The sequence below is a fragment of the Enterococcus sp. AZ088 genome (assembly GCF_051714845.1).
GTDB lineage: Bacteria > Bacillota > Bacilli > Lactobacillales > Enterococcaceae > Enterococcus > Enterococcus faecalis.
Map to the genome: position 1 here is coordinate 1,953,007 of NZ_JBIOSQ010000001.1, position 18,418 is coordinate 1,971,424.

General features: G+C 38.4%; 19 protein-coding genes. 3 read left to right on the top strand and 16 right to left on the bottom strand.

What is annotated here, in order from left to right:
• Nucleotides 1-8: 8 nt before the first annotated feature.
• From IGL17_RS09410 to IGL17_RS09425, 4 genes are all read right to left on the bottom strand, one after another.
• A complete protein-coding gene (locus tag IGL17_RS09410; protein WP_369810298.1) occupies nt 9-923 on the bottom strand; it encodes a PhoH family protein in 915 nt (304 codons plus the stop codon).
• A 242-nt stretch (nt 924-1,165) separates the two neighbouring features.
• On the bottom strand, nt 1,166-1,615 hold the full coding sequence (locus IGL17_RS09415) for a GatB/YqeY domain-containing protein (RefSeq protein ID WP_002356741.1): 450 nt from the start codon (nt 1,613-1,615) through the stop codon (nt 1,166-1,168).
• 25 nt (nt 1,616-1,640) lie between these two features.
• Nucleotides 1,641-1,817, bottom strand: coding sequence for a 30S ribosomal protein S21 (gene rpsU, locus IGL17_RS09420; RefSeq protein WP_002356740.1), 177 nt, complete (start codon nt 1,815-1,817; stop codon nt 1,641-1,643).
• 165 nt (nt 1,818-1,982) lie between these two features.
• Nucleotides 1,983-2,423, bottom strand: coding sequence for a Fur family transcriptional regulator (locus IGL17_RS09425; protein ID WP_002387080.1), 441 nt, complete (start codon nt 2,421-2,423; stop codon nt 1,983-1,985).
• Nucleotides 2,424-2,521: 98 nt separating this feature from the next.
• Here IGL17_RS09425 and IGL17_RS09430 point away from each other — a divergent pair, with 98 nt between their 5' ends.
• Nucleotides 2,522-3,379 (top strand): pyruvate, water dikinase regulatory protein, encoded by an 858-nt coding sequence (locus IGL17_RS09430; protein WP_002389973.1) that lies wholly within the window; start codon nt 2,522-2,524, stop codon nt 3,377-3,379.
• A gap of 43 nt (nt 3,380-3,422) precedes the next feature.
• Here IGL17_RS09430 and thrB read toward each other — a convergent pair whose 3' ends face one another.
• The 12 genes from thrB to guaD form a co-directional block, all read right to left on the bottom strand.
• Entirely contained in the window at nt 3,423-4,286 is an 864-nt protein-coding gene (gene thrB, locus IGL17_RS09435; protein ID WP_002356734.1) for a homoserine kinase, read from the bottom strand.
• Nucleotides 4,283-5,338, bottom strand: a complete 1,056-nt coding sequence (thrC, locus tag IGL17_RS09440; protein WP_016618272.1) for a threonine synthase — start codon at nt 5,336-5,338, stop codon at nt 4,283-4,285. Before thrC ends, thrB begins: the two co-directional genes overlap by 4 nt.
• Before the next feature lie 2 nt (nt 5,339-5,340).
• On the bottom strand, nt 5,341-6,633 hold the full coding sequence (locus tag IGL17_RS09445) for a homoserine dehydrogenase (protein ID WP_002376723.1): 1,293 nt from the start codon (nt 6,631-6,633) through the stop codon (nt 5,341-5,343).
• 52 nt (nt 6,634-6,685) lie between these two features.
• A complete protein-coding gene (locus tag IGL17_RS09450) occupies nt 6,686-6,994 on the bottom strand; it encodes an ArsR/SmtB family transcription factor (RefSeq protein WP_002356730.1) in 309 nt (102 codons plus the stop codon).
• Nucleotides 6,995-7,110: 116 nt separating this feature from the next.
• Entirely contained in the window at nt 7,111-7,893 is a 783-nt protein-coding gene (gene proC / locus IGL17_RS09455; RefSeq protein ID WP_002362189.1) for a pyrroline-5-carboxylate reductase, read from the bottom strand.
• A gap of 106 nt (nt 7,894-7,999) precedes the next feature.
• Nucleotides 8,000-9,724 (bottom strand): phospho-sugar mutase, encoded by a 1,725-nt coding sequence (locus IGL17_RS09460; protein ID WP_010707311.1) that lies wholly within the window; start codon nt 9,722-9,724, stop codon nt 8,000-8,002.
• Nucleotides 9,725-9,844: 120 nt separating this feature from the next.
• Nucleotides 9,845-11,296: a PLP-dependent aminotransferase family protein gene (locus IGL17_RS09465; protein WP_016618275.1), complete on the bottom strand. Its 1,452-nt coding sequence runs from the start codon at nt 11,294-11,296 to the stop codon at nt 9,845-9,847.
• 133 nt (nt 11,297-11,429) lie between these two features.
• On the bottom strand, nt 11,430-12,458 hold the full coding sequence (locus IGL17_RS09470) for a permease prefix domain 1-containing protein (RefSeq protein ID WP_016618276.1): 1,029 nt from the start codon (nt 12,456-12,458) through the stop codon (nt 11,430-11,432).
• A complete protein-coding gene (locus IGL17_RS09475; protein WP_002356722.1) occupies nt 12,455-12,787 on the bottom strand; it encodes a PadR family transcriptional regulator in 333 nt (110 codons plus the stop codon). The genes IGL17_RS09470 and IGL17_RS09475 overlap by 4 nt, the downstream gene beginning before the upstream one ends.
• A 161-nt stretch (nt 12,788-12,948) precedes the next feature.
• Nucleotides 12,949-13,926 (bottom strand): GMP reductase, encoded by a 978-nt coding sequence (gene guaC / locus IGL17_RS09480; protein ID WP_002362677.1) that lies wholly within the window; start codon nt 13,924-13,926, stop codon nt 12,949-12,951.
• 141 nt (nt 13,927-14,067) lie between these two features.
• On the bottom strand, nt 14,068-15,399 hold the full coding sequence (locus IGL17_RS09485) for a nucleobase:cation symporter-2 family protein (RefSeq protein ID WP_016618277.1): 1,332 nt from the start codon (nt 15,397-15,399) through the stop codon (nt 14,068-14,070).
• A gap of 3 nt (nt 15,400-15,402) precedes the next feature.
• A complete protein-coding gene (guaD, locus tag IGL17_RS09490) occupies nt 15,403-16,788 on the bottom strand; it encodes a guanine deaminase (protein ID WP_002367060.1) in 1,386 nt (461 codons plus the stop codon).
• Nucleotides 16,789-17,007: 219 nt separating this feature from the next.
• Between guaD and IGL17_RS09495 the strand changes: the two genes are divergently transcribed.
• Together IGL17_RS09495 and IGL17_RS09500 are read left to right on the top strand one after the other, a co-directional pair.
• Nucleotides 17,008-17,634 carry an MBL fold metallo-hydrolase gene (locus IGL17_RS09495; RefSeq protein WP_002356716.1) on the top strand — a complete coding sequence of 209 codons (627 nt, stop codon included), beginning with the start codon at nt 17,008-17,010 and terminating at the stop codon, nt 17,632-17,634.
• A 40-nt stretch (nt 17,635-17,674) separates the two neighbouring features.
• On the top strand, nt 17,675-18,379 hold the full coding sequence (locus tag IGL17_RS09500) for a histidine phosphatase family protein (protein ID WP_002364444.1): 705 nt from the start codon (nt 17,675-17,677) through the stop codon (nt 18,377-18,379).
• Nucleotides 18,380-18,418 lie beyond the last annotated feature (39 nt).

The window sequence follows — 18,418 nt, forward strand, 5'->3', positions numbered from 1 at the left end:
CTAACTGCTTAGGAATGCTTTTGTTGTTCTTTTTCATAGGCTTGAATAATTTGTGCTACAACCGGATGACGCACAACGTCACTGGCTTCAAAATTTACAAAGGCAATTTTTTCAATGTCTTTTAACGTACGCTCGGCATTAACTAAACCGCTTGTTACACCACGTGGCAAGTCAATCTGACTAGTATCTCCATTAACAATCATTTTTGAACTAAACCCTAAACGAGTTAAAAACATTTTCATTTGGGCAACCGTGGTATTTTGTGCTTCATCTAGAATGACAAAAGCATCATCCAATGTACGACCACGCATATAAGCAAGCGGGGCAATTTCAATAACGCCGCGTTCCATTAAACGATTTGTATGATCCATACCAAAAATTTGATACAAGGCATCGTAAACTGGACGTAAATAAGGATCGACTTTTTCTTTTAAGTCACCTGGTAAAAAGCCCAAGCTTTCGCCAGCTTCCACCGCTGGACGAGTTAAAATAATTTTTTGTACTTCGCCTTTTTTTAAAGCTGCTACTGCCATCACCACGGCTAAAAAGGTTTTTCCTGTCCCCGCAGGTCCCACCCCGAAAATGACGTCATGAGTTTTAACTGCATCGATATATTTTTTTTGACCAACATTCTTAATTCGGATGGCCCGACCATGATGGTCCTTCATAATTTCTTCTTCATACATGGCAATAAACGCCTCTAAATTTCCAGCTTTGGCCATTTTTAAAGCAGAAACGACATCTGGCGTATGCACTTTGATGCCTCGTTGAATTAATGTTTGTAGCGCTCTTAACACGGAAGCGACTAACTCTACCTCTGATGATTCGCCAATTAACTGAATAACTTCGCCACGACTATTAATCGTTACGTGGGTATTCTCTTCTAAAAATTTGATATGTTTATCATGTGTTCCTAAAAGCATGTGTGCATCATCAGAATCAGTAAGTATTAATTCCAAAGATTTTGACTGATTATCTGTCAAAAAACGTCCATCTCCTTTATTATATAGTCCTTTACAATGATACCACATTCTTATCTGTTTAAAAAGAAGTCGTACCTGATTTGACTTTGAAAGTCAAAAAAGAGAAAACCGTAAAAAGCTACCGGTTTTCTCTTTGCATAAAAAAACTAGGACAGTATCCTGTCCTAGTTTCGATAACGCTCTTAGTTTTCTTGTAATAATTCTTTCACAATTGCGTTAACTTGGTTGCCATCGGCTTTGCCTTTGACTTTCGGCATCATAGCGCCCATCACTTTACCAAAATCTTTTGGTGAAGTGGCGCCAGTTTGCGTCATTACCTCTTGAACTAGTTGACGAATTTCTTCCTCTGTTAGTTGTTGAGGCATATATTTTTCAACAATTGCTATTTCAACTTTTACTTTTTCAACAAGATCGTCGCGTCCCGCCTTTTCAAACTCTGATAAAGAATCTTTTCTCTGTTTCATCTCACGAGACAATACAGTGAGTTCTTCTTCTCCGTTCAATTCACGGCCCGCTTTAATCTGATCATTTTGAATGGCAGTCTTTAACATACGAAGTACGGCTAAAGTTTCTTTGTCTTTAGCTTTCATCGCTGTTTTAATGTCGTCATTCAATGTGGTTAGCAATGACATACCACCAACTCCAATTCATTCAAAACTAGAATTTTTTACGTTTTCTAGCTGCTTCAGATTTTTTCTTACGCTTTACACTTGGTTTTTCGTAGAATTCACGTTTACGTGATTCTTGTAAAGTACCCGCTTTTGAAACGGAACGTTTGAAGCGACGAAGAGCATCATCAAGAGATTCGTTTTTACGAACGACTGTTTTTGACATGTTATTCCCTCCCTCCGAGCTTAAAAAGTAACCGTTTTTCTTATTTGTGGGAAAAACCCACAAATTAAAATACTGTCCTTGTTATATTATAGCTAAAGCATAAATAACCGTCAACCACTCTACTGATAAAATACGAAATTTTTGTTTGATTTTTCGTCTTATTCACTATTTTTCGCAACAATCGGCACAACGACCAAGTATTTCAAATCGATGTCCTTCAATTGAACAACCTTTTAACTGTTCTTCAAAAAAATTCATCGGACACATGTGAATTTCTTCCGTTTTGCCACAAACCGTACAAATAAAGTGATGATGATGTTCCACCTCTTGGCAACAACGGAAGCGAAACTTTTGCTCGCCATTTAATTCTGTTTTTTCCAGCAATTCTAAGCGCTCAAAGTCATGCAAGTTACGATAAACCGTATCATAACTGACTCCTTTAAAGGTTTCATTCATAAATTCATACACTTCACGTGCAGAAACATACCGATTTCGCTTAATCAAATAGCTCATCAGTAATTCTCGTTTTTTAGTATATTTTAATCCACTGGCTTTCATGGTTTCTAAGGCTTGTTCAATATTGGTTTTTACTGGTGCCATCGCCATTTCCTCCCTCACCAACCTAAATCAGAATCATTACGAAATAGATTCTGGACTTATGGTATAATAAAATTATTAAAAATGCAAGAAAGGACTTACCCTCTATGACTATTTCTGAAGAAAAAAAATGTGTGACGATTTTTGTCATCTCAGATTCTGCTGGCGAGACCGCTTCAAAATTGGCGGCTGCTTCAATGGCCCAGTACCCCACTGTTGATTTTACTTTGATTAGACGAACATTCGTTAAAGACGAAGATAAACTGGTGCAAGCGTTAGAAGATGCCAAAAAAGCAGAGGCCATGGTACTGCATACTATCATTAATGATCATCTCGTGGCGATTGCTAATCAATTTTTCAATGAGCATCAATTGTTCCATTTTGACATTTTGACACCACCAGTTGCGGAAATCGAACGATTAACAGGTGTCGCACCCATGCGGGAACCAGGTGCCTTACATCATCTGAATGAAAATTATTTTAAACGAATTGAAGCAATGGAATTTGCTGTCAAATATGACGATGGCAAGGACCCACGAGGCTTTTTAGAAGCGGATGTGTTACTTCTTGGCGTTTCCCGAACTTCTAAAACACCGCTAAGTCTCTTTTTAGCCAACAAGAACTTAAAAGTTGCTAATTTGCCACTAATTCCTGAAGCACATTTACCGAAACAATTATTCGAAATGGACCCTAAAAAAATTGTTGGCTTAACCAATGATCCCAATGTTTTAAACGGGATTCGTAAAGAACGAATGCGCGCATATGGATTGCCTGAAAATACTTCTTATTCAGATATTGAAAAAATTCGGCGAGAACTGGCTTTTGCTAATGATCTTTATCAAAAATTAGGTTGTATCGTTATTGATGTCGCTTCTCTTTCAATTGAAGAAACTGCCTCAATGATTCTTAATGCTTTGAACTTAGAAGACCATAGCTATTATTCCACGGAAACAGCCGAGGATTAAAAAAAAACGAGAAAAAATCACTAGTGATTTTTTCTCGTTTTTTTTAAAAGACTTGAACGCCTTCTTGATCAATATTGAAAATTTGGATGCTCGCTTTGGTAGATAATTTCTCCAAGCTTTGAACAATTTCGTTGGTTCGTTCTTCTGGCGACAAGATTAGCACAGTAGGACCAGCACCGCTTAAGAAAGAGCCATAAGCACCTTTTTGCTGAGTTAAACGACGAATTTCTTTTAAATGAGGAACCAATGAACGACGATAGGTTTCATGCCATTTATCTTGTTCCATCATTTTGCCTGCTAAAGGTAAATCCCCGTTTAAAATTGCGGCAATCATAACATTGGCAATTGAGCTGGCCGCGACTGCTTCTTTATAAGCCAATTTTTCGGGCAAAACAGCGCGACTTTTTTCGGTAAATAATGGTTCCTCTGGAATAAATGCAATGACATCACACATTGGAAAGTGATGTTTGACATGGTAGACTTGGTTTTCTACATGGCTAGCCACCACGAAATCTCCTAAAATAGCAGGGGCAACATTATCCGGATGTCCTTCCATCTCTGTGGCCAAACGGACTTTTTCTTTAGGGGACAAATTTAAATGTGCTAGTCGGTTAGCTAATTCAATGCCTGCTACAATCACACTTGAGCTACTGCCTAGTCCTCTTGCAAGGGGAATGTCAGAAACCATCCGAATAACTTTTGGTGTTAATTCTGGTGCAATTTTTAATGCCGTTTGAATTAATAAATTCTCTTCATTAGTAGGAATCTCTTCTCCCAAAGTATGTTGAATTTCCCAAAATTCACTTTCACCTAAAACGTTGATTGTTAAATAAGCGGATAATGCAATGCCACATGAATCAAAGCCAGGTCCTAAGTTGGCACTAGTGGCAGGTACTCTTATTTTCATAGTGTTGCGACTCCTTTTCGTAAGTGCAGACGCATTTCTTCCACGTCACTCATTTTTGAAATAGCTACTTCTGTCTCCATTGCTGTATCAGGATCTTTCAGTCCGTTACCAGTAAAGACTGCCACGACGGTTTCACCTGCTTTGATTTTACCGCTTTTAACATGTTGAATAACTCCAGCTAATGAAGCAGCCGAACCAGGTTCAATGAAAACCCCATCTTGAGTAGCAATTTTTCGGTAAGCCGTTAAAATTTCTTGATCTGTCACGGCATCAATGAAACCACCCGATTCATCGCGTGCCTGTTCTGCTAGTTGCCAACTAGCAGGATTTCCAATCCGGATCGCTGTTGCCACGGTTTCAGGTTGCTCAATCACTTGGCCTTTCACGATCGCTGCGGCACCTTCTGCTTCAAAACCATGCATTCTTGGTAAAGTTGTTCCTTGTTTTTCATGCCATTCCTTAAAGCCTTTCCAGTAAGCGGAAATATTGCCGGCATTTCCAACTGGAATCGCTAAGACATCGGGCGCTTGACCTAATTGTTCACAAACTTCAAAAGCTGCTGTCTTTTGCCCTTCTAAGCGATAAGGATTCACTGAATTAACTAGCGCAACTGCCTCAGTTTTCGCAATCTCTCGCACCGCTTTCAATGCTTCATCAAAGTTACCTGGAATCGAAATAATGTCCGCCCCATACATAATAGCTTGCGCCAATTTTCCCAGTGCGATTTTCCCTTCTGGAATCACTACATACGCTTTAATGCCTGCTCTTGTGGCATACGCAGCAGCGGCGGCACTAGTATTTCCTGTAGAAGCACAAACAATCGCTTTGGCACCTTCTTCTACCGCTTTTGCTACAGCCATCACCATCCCGCGATCTTTGAATGAGCCAGTGGGATTTAAGCCTTCGTATTTTCCATATAATTGAATACCTAATTCTTTGGATAAATTAGGTAAAGGAATCAGTGGCGTATTTCCTTCGGCTAAAGAAATCATTGGTGTTTTTTCTGTTACGGGCAAATACGCTTGATACTGTTTTAACAAACCTTCATACATGTTTACTCATCTCCTATAACCTTCATTACATTCAATAACTGAAAGGCTTCCGTATTTTGAATAGCTGTCACAACTTGTTGCATTTGTGCTTTTGATATCTGGTGTGTAATGGCAACAATTCTTGCTCGCTGTCCATCTGATTTCTGTTGAACTAATTGATCAAAGCTGACTTCTGCTTTTGTCATTAATTGTGTCAACTGCAAAAATTGTCCTGGTGTATCTGGAACATCTAATGAAAAATAGTACTGCCCAAATACATTTTCGGAACGCGTCAATTGGGTTTTATGTTGATACGAATTGAACATATGGCCAGTCGTTGCCAAGCGAATGTTTTTAGCAATCGTAATTAAATCACTGACAACACTGGTTGCTGTCGGTTTAGCACCAGCTCCTGGACCGTAATACATTGATTCGCCCACACCTGCACTTTTTATAAATACTGCATTGTACTCATTCCGAACAGATGCAATAGGGTGCTTTTGATTGACTAGCATAGGCGCCACTTCCACCGAGATACTATTCTCATTTTGTTCAGCAGAGCCAATCAATTTGATTTCATATCCCAGTTGTTTAGCCATAGCGACATCATCTAAAGACAATCCGCGAATTCCACGAATATCAACTTGTGGTAATGAAACATTCATCCCAAAAGCAAATTGACTTAAAATAACCATTTTATAGGCTGCGTCAATTCCATCGACATCATTTGTCGGATCCGCTTCAGCAAATCCCAACGCTTGCGCTTCTGCTAAAGCTTCTTCATAACTTTTATCAGCAGAAACCATTTGCGTAAGCATATAATTCGTCGTACCGTTCACAATCCCTAAAACTTGTTGAATATTGTCTGCCGCTAAGCTATTAGCAATTGTTCTTAAAATTGGAATCCCGCCAGCAACACTTGCTTCGTAATATAAATCACAATGATGTTTTTGGGCTAACGCTACTAATTCACTCCCATGTTGCGCCAGTAAATCTTTATTGGCAGTCACAATATGTTTGCCCTTTTCTAAAGCTTTCATGATATACGTTTTGGCTGGTTCAATGGTTCCCATTAATTCCACAACGATTTGAATCTCTTTATCTTCTAAAATATCATCAATTGAAGTTGTTAAAGAAAGACCGTATTCTTCCGCTTGCGCTTGTTTCGTTTCAAGATTTCGGACAAATGCTTTTTCAATGACTACATTCATTCCTGTCACTTGTGAAATTTTCTCTTGATGTTCTTTCAAGAGAGTTAAAACGCCAGTGCCTACAGTCCCTAATCCTAGTAACCCGATCTTTAAGGTATCCTTCATTTTTACCTCCATCAACAGCGCTATTCTAGTTACGCTATTTTTTCCCTACTTTTTATCGATGTTCAATATGCTCAAAGGTCTGATTTAAAATATCTATTACATGATGATCATCCAATGTATAAAAAATCGTTTTTCCTTCGCGACGTGCCTTGACAACCCGGCTATCTCTTAATAATTTTAGTTGATGAGAAACGGCGGACTGTTCCATTCCCAATTGTTCACTAATCGCCGTTACGTTATGCTCGCCTTCTTTTAAAAGTAGCAAAATTCTTAAACGTGTTGGATCACTTAATACTTTATATAATTGACTTACTTGTTTGATTTCTTCCATTTGTTTCATTATAGTCGCCTCACTTTGCACTCATTATAACACAGAGTTTTTTAAAATAAGAACTGCGATTGTTCTTTCCTACGAAAAATATGGCACAAAGAAAGTTGGAAAAATGACAAACTTGTCGATTTTCCAACTTTCTTCATCTATTCGTGGTTGGCTTGCTGAACTGCATCCATCACGGCATAACGGAAGCCATTTTTTTCTAGAGCTACGACACCGCGAATCGTACTTCCTCCTGGAGAAGTCACTTCATCTTTCAATGCTCCTGGGTGTTTTTTCGTGTCTAAGGCTAAGGTCGCCGTTCCTTTTATCATTTGAGCGACAATTTCATAAGATAAGTCTCTTGGTAACCCTTCTAAGACTGCTGCATCTCCCAATGCTTCCATAAAGATATCAACAAAAGCTGGACTGCAACCAGCCACAGTACCAAAAGTTTCCAGTTGCGCTTCACGAATTTCTTTGACTAACCCTAAAGTAGCAAGAAGTTCCATTACCAGGTCCTTCGTTTGGCCTTCAATTGTTGGTGCCAAGGCTACGCCAATCACACCCTGATTCACGCTAACTGGTGTATTAGGAATGGCATGAACAACTTTGGCTTCTTTATTGCCAAGAGCCATTTGTGCTTCTTGTATGGTATGACCTGTTGCAACAGAAATCAATAGACTTTCGTTGGAAAAATGAGGAGCTAATTCCTGAAGAACAGGTAACACGACCTTTGCTCCTGTCGCAATAAAAATAACCTTACATTCTTGGAAAAGTGCATAATCTGTGACAAGTTGAAAGCCCCACTCTTTTTGAAGTGCTTCTGCTGTTCCACTTGAGCCGCCTTTCACATATAAATGTTCCTTCTTGACTGCCTCAGCTTTCAGTAACCCTTTAATCATGGCACCGCCCATACTGCCAGCACCGATAAAGCCAATTTTCATAGCATTCCCTCCTTAGTTAAATAAAGTGTTTGTGTCAAAAGTCAATTAGCTTTTGACACAAACACTAACATTCGTACTTTTTTCCGTACAGCCTGTTTCGTTTATTTTATTTTGTTAATTCATTAACGACTGCTTCAAACGCAGCAATTTTTTCAGAAGCTTCTGAACTACTTTTTGCTTTTGTCGCTAGGTAGAATTTAATTTTTGGTTCTGTTCCTGATGGTCGGATAGCAATCCAACTGCCATCTTCTAAATGATATTTCAGCACATCAGAAGGAGGCGTTTGTAATTGTTCTGTTTGACCATCTGCAAAAGTGCGTGTTAATTCTTTAAAATCTTCCGTTTGAGCAACTTGAATCCCGGCAAACTCAGTTGGCGCTTGTTCACGACATTTTGCCATTAAAGCTTTGATTTTACCGCTTCCTTCAATTCCGCTCATTGTTACGGAAATAGTTTTTTCTTCAAAGTAACCAAATTCTTCAAAGATATCTTGTAAGCCATCGTATAATGTTTTTCCTTGTTTTTTATAGAAAGCCGCTACTTCTGCTAATAAAACTAACGCTTGAATCGCATCTTTATCACGAACAAAAGGTTTCACTAAGTAACCATAACTTTCTTCAAAACCAAACATAAACGTTTGACTGTGGTCTTCTTCGTATTGTTGAATTTTTTCAGCAATAAATTTGAAACCTGTTAAAACATTAAACATCTTCGTATTATATTTCTCAGCAATCGCTGTAGCAAGTTCACTAGAAACGATTGATTTTAGAACCGCAGCATTTTGAGGCAACGTGCCTGCTTGTTGATGGGCTTCTAAAATATAATGAATCATAATTGAACCTAATTGATTTCCTGTTAATACTTGGTAGTCTCCGTTTGGCATCCGCACAGCAGCACCTAAACGATCAGCATCTGGATCTGTTGCAATCAATAAATCAGCGCCTTCTTTTTCCCCTAAACGAATCGCGTATTCAAAAGCTGAATGTTCTTCAGGGTTTGGTGACTTAACTGTAGTAAAGTCAGGATCAGCAACGGCTTGCTCAGGTACTAAAACAAATTTTTCAAAACCGGCTTGTTTTAATGCCTTTTCTCCTAACATTTTCCCAGTTCCATGCAAGGGAGTGTAAACTAATTTTAATTCTTTACCCATTTCGTTAATTAATTCTTGATTAATCGTAACTGTTTTAATTTCTTTCAAATACGCATTATCGACTTCTTCACCAACAATGTTAATTAAACCGCTGTGGGCAACTTCTTCATCTGATAAGACATCAATTTTCAAAGGATTTTCGATACTACGAACATATTTAGTTAATGCATCTGCATCAGCTGGCGGCATTTGACCACCGTCTTCACCATAGACTTTGTAGCCATTATAGGCAGCTGGATTGTGAGAAGCCGTAATCATGATTCCCGCAAAAGCTTTAAAGTAGCGGACCGCAAAAGATAATTCTGGTGTTGGTCGTAAGCTTTCAAACACAAAAGAAGGAATATCATGTTTAGCTAATGTTTTAGCTGCTTCCATTGCAAATTCTGGAGACATATGACGTGAATCATAGGCAATGGCTACACCGCGACGTTTTGTTTCAGGATCTTGCGTATCCATAAAACGTGCAAGCCCTTCTGTCGCTTGACGAACCGTAAAGATATTCATCCGATTAATACCGGCGCCTAAAATTCCGCGCATCCCGGCAGTCCCAAATTCTAATGGTGCGTAAAATGCATCTTCACATTTTTCAGGGTCTGTATTTAAGTCCTTTAATTCATTTTTTAAATTTTCTGGAATATTTTCTTCATTTAACCATTGTTGGTAAACTTGTTCCCAAGACATGGAAAACACCTCATTTGTTTTTTTGTTTTTACTTTTTAAGTATAGCATTGGATATTCGTTTAGAAAAGGGAAGTTGTAGCGTTTTCTCTCAGCAAATGATTTTTATAAGAAAAATCTTACTTACTGTTCTATTTTTGTTTGTCTATTTTCAGAAAGCTGTCGTGTAATCCGTACCATTCGCTCACAAAAAAGAGGAATTTCTTCTGGTGAAATTCGGGAACAGTTCAAGCGAATACTTCCACGTTTTTCACTAAAAGCGACACTTGGTGCTACCAAAACACCTTCTCGTAAAAACACTTGCCAATCTTCTGGCTTAAGTGCCCCTTGACGCCAATGTGCCCATAAATAAAAGCCGCCTTTTACTGGCGAAACTTCCCATTCTGGCAACGATTTAAATACTTGATATACAGCTGTTGCTCGTTGTTCCACTTGTTTATTTAATAACGTAATTTTTTCAGAAAAAGAAGGATCTTCAATCGCCATTTTAGCGAGCATCTGCGGAAAAATACTCAACGAAACATCCATCATTTTTCTGGCTTCTGCAATTTGTTTCGTCACGGAGGCGGGCGCACTTAACCAACCAATTTTCGTGGTCGAACCTAAAATTTTTGACAACGAACCGATATACAAGACATTATCTGGATCTAATTTTTTTAAAGGAGGAATTTCTGTTTTCGGGATAAAACTTAGCTGCCCAAAAACATCATCTTCTAAAATAGGAACTTGATACGTTTGACAAACTTTCACGAGCTGTTCTCTTTTTCTCAAAGGCATCACTGTCCCAGTGGGATTTTGAAAGGAAGGATTAACCATAACCATTTTGATGCGATGTTGTCGAATTGTTTGTTCTAGCGCTTCAAGATCAATCCCTTCCTCTGTCATGGGCACACCAAATAAGCGCACACCAGCAGCTTGGAAAATTGGTAAGGCATAGAAGAAAGATGGATCTTCTACGGCAACACTATCTCCTTGTCTCAATAAAACTTGTAAAACTAAAAAAAGTGCTTGTTGCGCACCTGAAGTAAGCAATAGACTTTCACTTGGTAAATGAAGCTGATACTCCGTTGCTGTAATGGCTTGGATTTCTTTTCTTAACGGCAAATAACCTAATTCATCTTGTGCTTCCTCTTTTAAAAATTGTTTCCAGTTTAATGCTGGAAAATCGAAACTGGGAATTAAGTCTAACGGCAACTCGCCTGTATACATATCTAAGTCAGTCGGCAAATTTTGTTTAGCACGTAACTCAATCTCTGCCACCAAGGGATGAACTTGTTTGAACACATTTTGTTCTAAATAACGATGCCAATCCGTTCGTGGCGTCATCATTACCCCCCATTTTCCTTCGTTGACGATCGTTCCGCTCCCTCTTTTTCGCACAATCCAGCCTAAGTCCACCAGTTCATCTAATGCATGAACAACGGTTGAACGATTGACAGACAAGTACTCTGCCAGTTTACGTTCCGAAGGGATTTTTTCGCCTGGTAATAATTCGCCTGTTTGAATCTTTTGAACAATCATTTCCATAATACTGCGATAAATGGGAACATTTTGTTCTTTTTTAAGTTGCCACATAGCAATCACCTCAACAATTGGATGAGTTAAAAGTAATCCAGTTCAATACTTTTGTCAATCAAAATACAAGAAAAGTGGGACAGCCGTTTTGACGAATGTCCCACTTTTCTGTTTTACTATTAACAGTTTTGTCTCAATGTTTGTGTAAAAATGCTTGGATGGTGTTATAAAAGATTCCTGCGAACATAAAGATTAACCAACTAAACCGCCAATCCCCTAAAACAAAACTAATAAATAGATAGAGTGCAACAACTAAGGGCCAATAAACGGATGCAATAATTGCACCGACAGGATTCCCCACAGGTCTTTCCTCTGTTTTTGTTTGTTGAGGGGCAAAATCAGGATGACCAACATGTTCTGAATAAAAATAAGTTTCATTCAACAATTTATTAAAACTTCCTTTAATTACTCCACCAAATATAAACAAGAAGACACCAACCGATACTAAAAAGAAGAGCCAACTAATCCCCATCGTTCCATTATAATATTGTCCGCCCATCATTTGATGCATGGAACGGCGCATCATCAGATGAAGGCCACTACTAAAGACAACAACTGGGATTAAACCCAAAATACAAAAAACGACGCCCGCTGCCATACAAAAAATAAATGATCGTTGAAAACTTTGTTCTCTTTGTGCAACTTCTTTTTTTAACTTAGTCGGAATCAATCGTTGCCCCAGTTGTTTATCCATTGCAACAAACCGATTACCAGCAACAATAAATAATGGAACGCCAATTGCCACACCTATGAAAAGACAAACTAAATCGAGACCGTTAGAAAGAACACCACGCATACCAACCAGCAAGCCAACACCCACCATGATTGCAACAACACCAAGACCAATTTGAATCGCACCTTTACGTTGGACAGCTAAATAGTCAAGTCCTTCCTCCACTGAAATTTCTGGCAAACCGTTCATTGAATCGTTTGTTTCATCCACTTGTTTATTTTCTAAATTCAATTCTTCCATTAATTCATCAATAGTACCAAATTCAGAAATAATTGTACCAATTGCTTCATTTTCCGATTTTCCTTGGCTGAGCAAATCTTCATAACGATCCTCAGCATTTGCTAATAAGTCCGCCTTTAATTGTTTTGTTTCAGATGTTTCAACAACGCCTGAAAATAAGCTATCAATAAATTCTTCTATAATTTTCATTTTCCCATCTCCTTTACAAATGCTTCGACGACGTCTTTTGTTACTTCCCATTCTAGTAACTTTTCCTCTAAATAACGCTCTCCTGCATGGGTTATTTGATAATAGGTCCGCTTTTTGCCATGCGTTACTTCTCCTGGAAATGATTCAATGTAGCCATTTTTCTCTAAACGTGTAAAAGCAGAATAAAGTGTCGTTTCTTTAATCGAATATTGTTCTTTAGAAATTTCACGAATGCGTTTAGAAATCGCATAACCATATGAAGCGCCGGATTGTAAGATTGAGAGAATAAAGGTATCGTTGTATCCTCGAATTGCATCACTACCAATCACATAAATTCCTCCCTCAAGTACTTCAACTATCGTACTACGTCTGTCGTTGTAATTATCTTAACACGATTACTACGATAGGTAAAGTAAAAAAAGCACGTAATGCAGAAATCATTTTAATTTCTGCACTACGTGCTGTCTTCTTTTCAGTCTATAGTTGAATCTTAAATGGTATCACCATTAAAAATAGAATTTTTTACAATCACATAATCAACTTTACGAATCGCTTCTAAATCGCGACCTCCCGCGTATGAAATGGAAGATTGTAAATCTTGTTGCATTTCGACTAAAGTATCTGCCAACTTCCCTTTATGGCGTAACCAGATTTTTTTCCCTTCAACGTTTTTCTTTTCGCCTTTTTGGAATTCAGAGGCGCTACCAAAGTATTCTTTGTAAACAACGCCATCTTCCACTTTTGTTTCACCTGGTGATTCTTCATGTCCAGCAAATAGTGAACCAATCATGACCATAGTTGCCCCAAAACGCACAGATTTTGCAATGTCTCCATGGGTCCGAATCCCACCATCTGCAATAATTGGTTTCCGAGCAGCTTTGGCACACCAACGTAAAGCCGCTAACTGCCAGCCACCTGTCCCAAAGCCAGTCTTAATTTTAGTAATACAAACTTTTCCTGGTCCAATCCCCACTTTGGTGGCATCGGCTCCAGCGTTTTCTAATTCGCGAACGGCTTCTGGTGTTCCAACATTGCCCGCAATAACGAACGTTTCTGGTAAAAATTTTTTTAAGTGTTGAATCATATTAATCACCGCATTTGAATGACCATGGGCGATATCAATTGTCACGTAATCAGGAACTAAACCTTCTCGGGCTAACGTTTCAACAAAAGCGTATTCCCCTTCTTTCACACCCACACTAATTGACGTGATTAAGCCCTTTTGTTGCATTTTTTTAATAAATGGCACTCGCGCCTCTTCATCAAACCGATGCATGATATAAAAATAACCATTTTCAGCAAGGGTTTCCGCAATCGTTTCATCAATAATTGTTTGCATGTTCGCTGGAACGACAGGCATTTTAAACGAATGTTTTCCTAAAGTTACTGTAGTATCACATTCAGAACGACTATTCACGATACATTTATTGGGAATTAATTGGACATCTTCATAATCAAAAACTTTCATACTTACTGCCTCCTAGTTATTTACAAAAATAACGTAAAAACCGAACATTCGGTCATTTAACGTTCGTGTTTACAAACACCATTGTTAATTTACACTATTTGCCGCCACTTGTCAAAGGCGTTTTAACGAAAATTAATCTTTTTACCCTTCTTGAATGTTTGGTAAAATGGCCTGCAATAAAATAGCAACAATTGAGGCAGTTGCCACGGGTGAACTAAATAAATATTGTAAAAATTGTGGTAGAGTTTCCAAAAACTCTTTTGGTAACAATGTCAACGCTAATGTCATAATAATCGGAACGGCAATTACATACATCTCTTTTTCATGAATTGTTACATCGCTCATGACTTTCATTCCACTTACAGAAATGATGCCACAAACAACCACAAAAATACCGCCGATAACTGGTGCCGGAATGGCCGAAATCAAGGTGGAAAGTTTTCCAGATAAGCCAAATAAGACAAACCACGCACCTGCAGCCACAAAAACCTTGCGACTAGCAACTCCAGTGATTGAAATAATCCCAGCATTTGTAGAGTAACTAGTTACTGGCGTGCCGCCAATGAATGAAGAAACTAAGCAACCTAAGCCTTCACCAATTACGCCGCGATTAATTTTTTCTTCGGTCAAAGGTTCAGCGACAACATGACTCACAGCAAACCAAGTGCCTGTTGTTTCCGCCATTAAAACCAGATAAATAACTAACATCGTGGCAATAGCTGACCAATCAAATTGGAAAGAAAAGTTAACTAATGGTAACTGAGGCAAACTAAACCAAGCCGCTTCACTAACGGCTGATAAATCAAGTACCCCTAATAATTGTGCCGCGATGCTCCCAAATAATAATGCCAAAATGACAGAAGAAACGCGGAAAATCCGCCCTTTTTTCAAAGCAGAACCTAAGAGCGCAAAGAAGATCAACGTCCCCGCTGCTATAAATGCTAATAAAATATTTTGTCCTAATTCCCCTTTTGCGTGGTAAATATTATCCGATAAAGCGACTGGCATTAACGAAAGCCCCACCACAAAAATAATTGTTCCTCCCACAATTGGTGGAACAAATTTAGTGATTAAACGATTAAAGATACCAGTAAATCCTAATATAATAACAACAATTGCCCCCACTAAACTAGCACCTAAAACTGCGCCCCAGCCATTTCCTTGTTGGTTATTGGCAAAATAAATTCCTGCAATTGCCCCGATTGGAATAAATGAAGGGCCTTGCGCAACTGGTAATCTCATACAAAAATGAGATTGAATAATCGTGGCAAGTCCTGCTGCTATGAATGTTGCTTGGATTAAAGAAGACGTTTGTGCTGTGCTAATCCCAATAATTGAAGCAATGATCACAGGTACGACGTACACGTCCATTGCTAAGACATGCTGAATCCCTAACATAGTGGCCTGCCCAAAAGATACTGAATCTTCTGGCCCCACTGTTAAATGAAGATTATTTTGTTTCTTTTCACTCATTTTTTATACTCCTTTAGTTGCTGACATTAAATTTTTATCATGTACTTTTTCACCTTGTACCCAGACTTCTCGAATATTTTCTGGTCGTGCTAAATATAAGATTTTTTGGAAAATATCAAGCAATGATTCCCCTGGATTTTTAGGGATTCGTGCTTGTGACAAGCTTGTATTAATAATTTGAACATCCCAAGCATACCCTTTTTCTAATTTTCCAATTGGCAAACTTAGCGCTTGACCACCACCAGCAGTAGCTAAATAAAACGCTTCATTTACTGTAATCCGTGCTGTTTTAACACCTCGTACTTCTGGTTTTTTTGTAGCATCGACACCATCTTCTAACATTCTAGAAGAAATAACCGCTTGCTTTAAATTGTCAAAAAGACTTGGTGAAAAACCACCTGAAAGATCACTACCTAAACCAACTTCTACTTGATGTTGATGTACTAATTTTGCAATCGGTGTTACTGCATTGCCAAAATAAGCATTAGAGATTGGGCAGTGCGCCACAGCCGTCCCTGTTTCATGGAATAAATTCATATCTGCTTCTTCTAAAAAGCCTGCATGTGCCATCACTGCTTTTTCTGTCAATAAACCAAAATCATTCAATGCTTGAGCATCATTTTTTCCAAAACGTTCTTGAACAAATTGATGTTCCCAATCACTCTCACTACAATGACTTTGAACATGGACTTGATATTTCGCTGCTAATTCTCCTAATCCTTTAAGTGCTTCTTCTGTACAACTAGGAATGAAACGCGGAGTTACAACGGGATACACGCCTTGTTTTGTTTGCTGCGCTAATGCTTGAATTTCTTGAATAAACCGTTCCGTTTCTTCTAATGCTTGTTGCGTTGTTTGATCACGATAGTATTCAGGATTCTCATTAAGATCATCCATTACAACTTTGCCAATTAAGCCACGCTGCCCTTTTTCCGCACAAATCTCTGCCAAACGACGGCTAGCTTCATAATGAATGGTTGCAAAATAAAGGGCTGTTGTTGTCCCATTAGCTAACAATTGGGTTACCAGTTCATCATAGACTTGTTGGGCAAATGTTAAATCTGCAAATTTGGACTCCAAAGGAAACGTGTACGTATTCAGCCATTCATACAATGGAATATCCAAGGCGGTCCCAGATTGTGCCCACTGAGGTGCATGGACATGTAAATCAACAAAGCCGGGTAAAAGATAAGAATCTTGGGGCAATTCTTGAAAACGTTGTGCCTCTTTTTGTTCTGCTAGCACAGTTTCATACGCTTCAGCATCTGGTTCAATTATTTCCTGAATTACTCCGGCCTCATCTATACAAAAAAGTGTCTCTTCATAAACTTTAATCTCTTGCAAATTTTTACTAGAAAAACCTGTTCCTTTTATTACAAAATGAAACATTTAATACTCCTCCTTACTATCACATGAAGATTATACATAAACTTTCGCTTAATAACTATAAAAATGTGATTTTTTTTAAAAAAATACGTGTTAAAACAAGCAAAAACCGAACATTCTAAAAATGATTTATTTTTTCTTTGGATAAACAAGAAAACTTTCTATTCTTAAGATTCTTCGGTATACTTGAAGAGAATCGTTAGAACTTTAGGAGGTCCTGAGATGATACAGATCGAACAAATTAGAACAGGTGTTATTCAAGAAAACTGTTATCTTGTTTATAATGAAGAAGCATTATTAATTATTGATCCAGGTGCAGAAGGAGCAAAACTAATTCAAGAAATTACCCGTTTAGGGAAGAAACCAGCCGCTATTTTATTAACACATACTCACTATGATCATATTGGTGCGGTAGAAGAATTGCGCCATCATTATCAAATCCCTGTTTATGTTAGTCCATTAGAACAAGCGTGGCTTTCCAATCCTATTTTGAATCTTTCAGGATTAGGCAGACATGATGATATAGCAAATATTATTGTTCAACCCGCCGAACATGAATTTAAACTAACCGATTATGAAATTGGCGGCATGAAATTTTCCGTAGTCCCAACACCTGGTCATTCAATTGGTAGCGTCAGCTTTGTCTTTGATGATTTTGTTGTTGTTGGGGATGCATTGTTTAAAGGTAGTATTGGTCGTACCGATTTACACACTGGTGATATGCAACAATTATTACACAGCATTACGACCTATCTATTCACTTTACCAGAAGAATTTCCTGTTTATCCAGGCCATGGTGATGCCACGACCATTCAACATGAAAAAGCCACAAACCCATTTTTTAATTAGAGATTTATTCACTATTTAAAGAAACTTAGGAGGAGTAGCAATGACTGAAGCAACGACACTTTATATTATTCGTCACGGAAAAACGATGTTTAATACGATTGGCCGTACCCAAGGCTGGTCAGATACCCCCTTAACCAAACAAGGAGAAGAAGGCATTTATCATTTAGGCTTAGGTCTTAGGGACATAGACTTTAAGGAAGCCTATAGTAGTGATAGTGGTCGTGCCATGCAAACAGCTCAGATTATTTTACAAGAACATCAAAACCACCAAAAGATTCCTTACCTAACCGATAAACGGATTCGTGAGTGGTGTTTTGGTTCTTTAGATGGTGGCTATGATGGTGAACTTTGGGGTGTGGTGCCACGCATTTTAGCTTTTAAAAGTTATGAGGACATGATGACCACGAAGATTACCTATCGCGAGTTAGCAAATGCTATTATTGAAGCCGATACGGCTGACTGGGCGGAGCCTTATGAAGTTATTCGTGATCGTGTTTGGTCTGGTTTCGAAGATATCGCTCATCATCGAGAAAAAAATGGTGGCGGCAAAGTCATGGTGGTTTCCCATGGACTAACAATTTCCTTTTTACTTTCCTTAATTGATGCAAGTTTGCCTATGCAGATGGCGCTGGAGAATGGTAGCGTGACGACCTTAACTTACGAAAAAGGAACATTTACCATTCAAGGAATTAATGATATTTCTTATATTGAAAAGGGAAAAAAGATCGCTGAAAAGCGCCGTTGATAGTAAAAAAAGAGAAGGTTATTTGTCATTTTGACAGAT

Excerpts from the sequence above, each read along its gene's own strand:
- IGL17_RS09495 (WP_002356716.1), top strand. The coding sequence starts at position 17,008 with ATGATACAGATCGAACAAATTAGAACAGGTGTTATTCAAGAAAACTGT.
- rpsU (WP_002356740.1), bottom strand. The coding sequence starts at position 1,817 with ATGTCAAAAACAGTCGTTCGTAAAAACGAATCTCTTGATGATGCTCTT.
- thrC (WP_016618272.1), bottom strand. The coding sequence starts at position 5,338 with ATGTATGAAGGTTTGTTAAAACAGTATCAAGCGTATTTGCCCGTAACA.
- IGL17_RS09415 (WP_002356741.1), bottom strand. The coding sequence starts at position 1,615 with ATGTCATTGCTAACCACATTGAATGACGACATTAAAACAGCGATGAAA.
- thrB (WP_002356734.1), bottom strand. The coding sequence starts at position 4,286 with ATGAAAATAAGAGTACCTGCCACTAGTGCCAACTTAGGACCTGGCTTT.
- IGL17_RS09430 (WP_002389973.1), top strand. The coding sequence starts at position 2,522 with ATGACTATTTCTGAAGAAAAAAAATGTGTGACGATTTTTGTCATCTCA.
- IGL17_RS09445 (WP_002376723.1), bottom strand. The coding sequence starts at position 6,633 with ATGAAGGATACCTTAAAGATCGGGTTACTAGGATTAGGGACTGTAGGC.
- IGL17_RS09465 (WP_016618275.1), bottom strand. The coding sequence starts at position 11,296 with ATGTGGCAACTTAAAAAAGAACAAAATGTTCCCATTTATCGCAGTATT.
- IGL17_RS09460 (WP_010707311.1), bottom strand. The coding sequence starts at position 9,724 with ATGTCTTGGGAACAAGTTTACCAACAATGGTTAAATGAAGAAAATATT.
- IGL17_RS09485 (WP_016618277.1), bottom strand. The coding sequence starts at position 15,399 with ATGAGTGAAAAGAAACAAAATAATCTTCATTTAACAGTGGGGCCAGAA.
- proC (WP_002362189.1), bottom strand. The coding sequence starts at position 7,893 with ATGAAAATTGGCTTTATCGGTGCTGGCAGTATGGGCGGTGCCATGATT.
- IGL17_RS09410 (WP_369810298.1), bottom strand. The coding sequence starts at position 923 with ATGCTTTTAGGAACACATGATAAACATATCAAATTTTTAGAAGAGAAT.
- guaD (WP_002367060.1), bottom strand. The coding sequence starts at position 16,788 with ATGTTTCATTTTGTAATAAAAGGAACAGGTTTTTCTAGTAAAAATTTG.
- IGL17_RS09425 (WP_002387080.1), bottom strand. The coding sequence starts at position 2,423 with ATGGCGATGGCACCAGTAAAAACCAATATTGAACAAGCCTTAGAAACC.
- IGL17_RS09500 (WP_002364444.1), top strand. The coding sequence starts at position 17,675 with ATGACTGAAGCAACGACACTTTATATTATTCGTCACGGAAAAACGATG.
- IGL17_RS09470 (WP_016618276.1), bottom strand. The coding sequence starts at position 12,458 with ATGAAAATTATAGAAGAATTTATTGATAGCTTATTTTCAGGCGTTGTT.
- guaC (WP_002362677.1), bottom strand. The coding sequence starts at position 13,926 with ATGAAAGTTTTTGATTATGAAGATGTCCAATTAATTCCCAATAAATGT.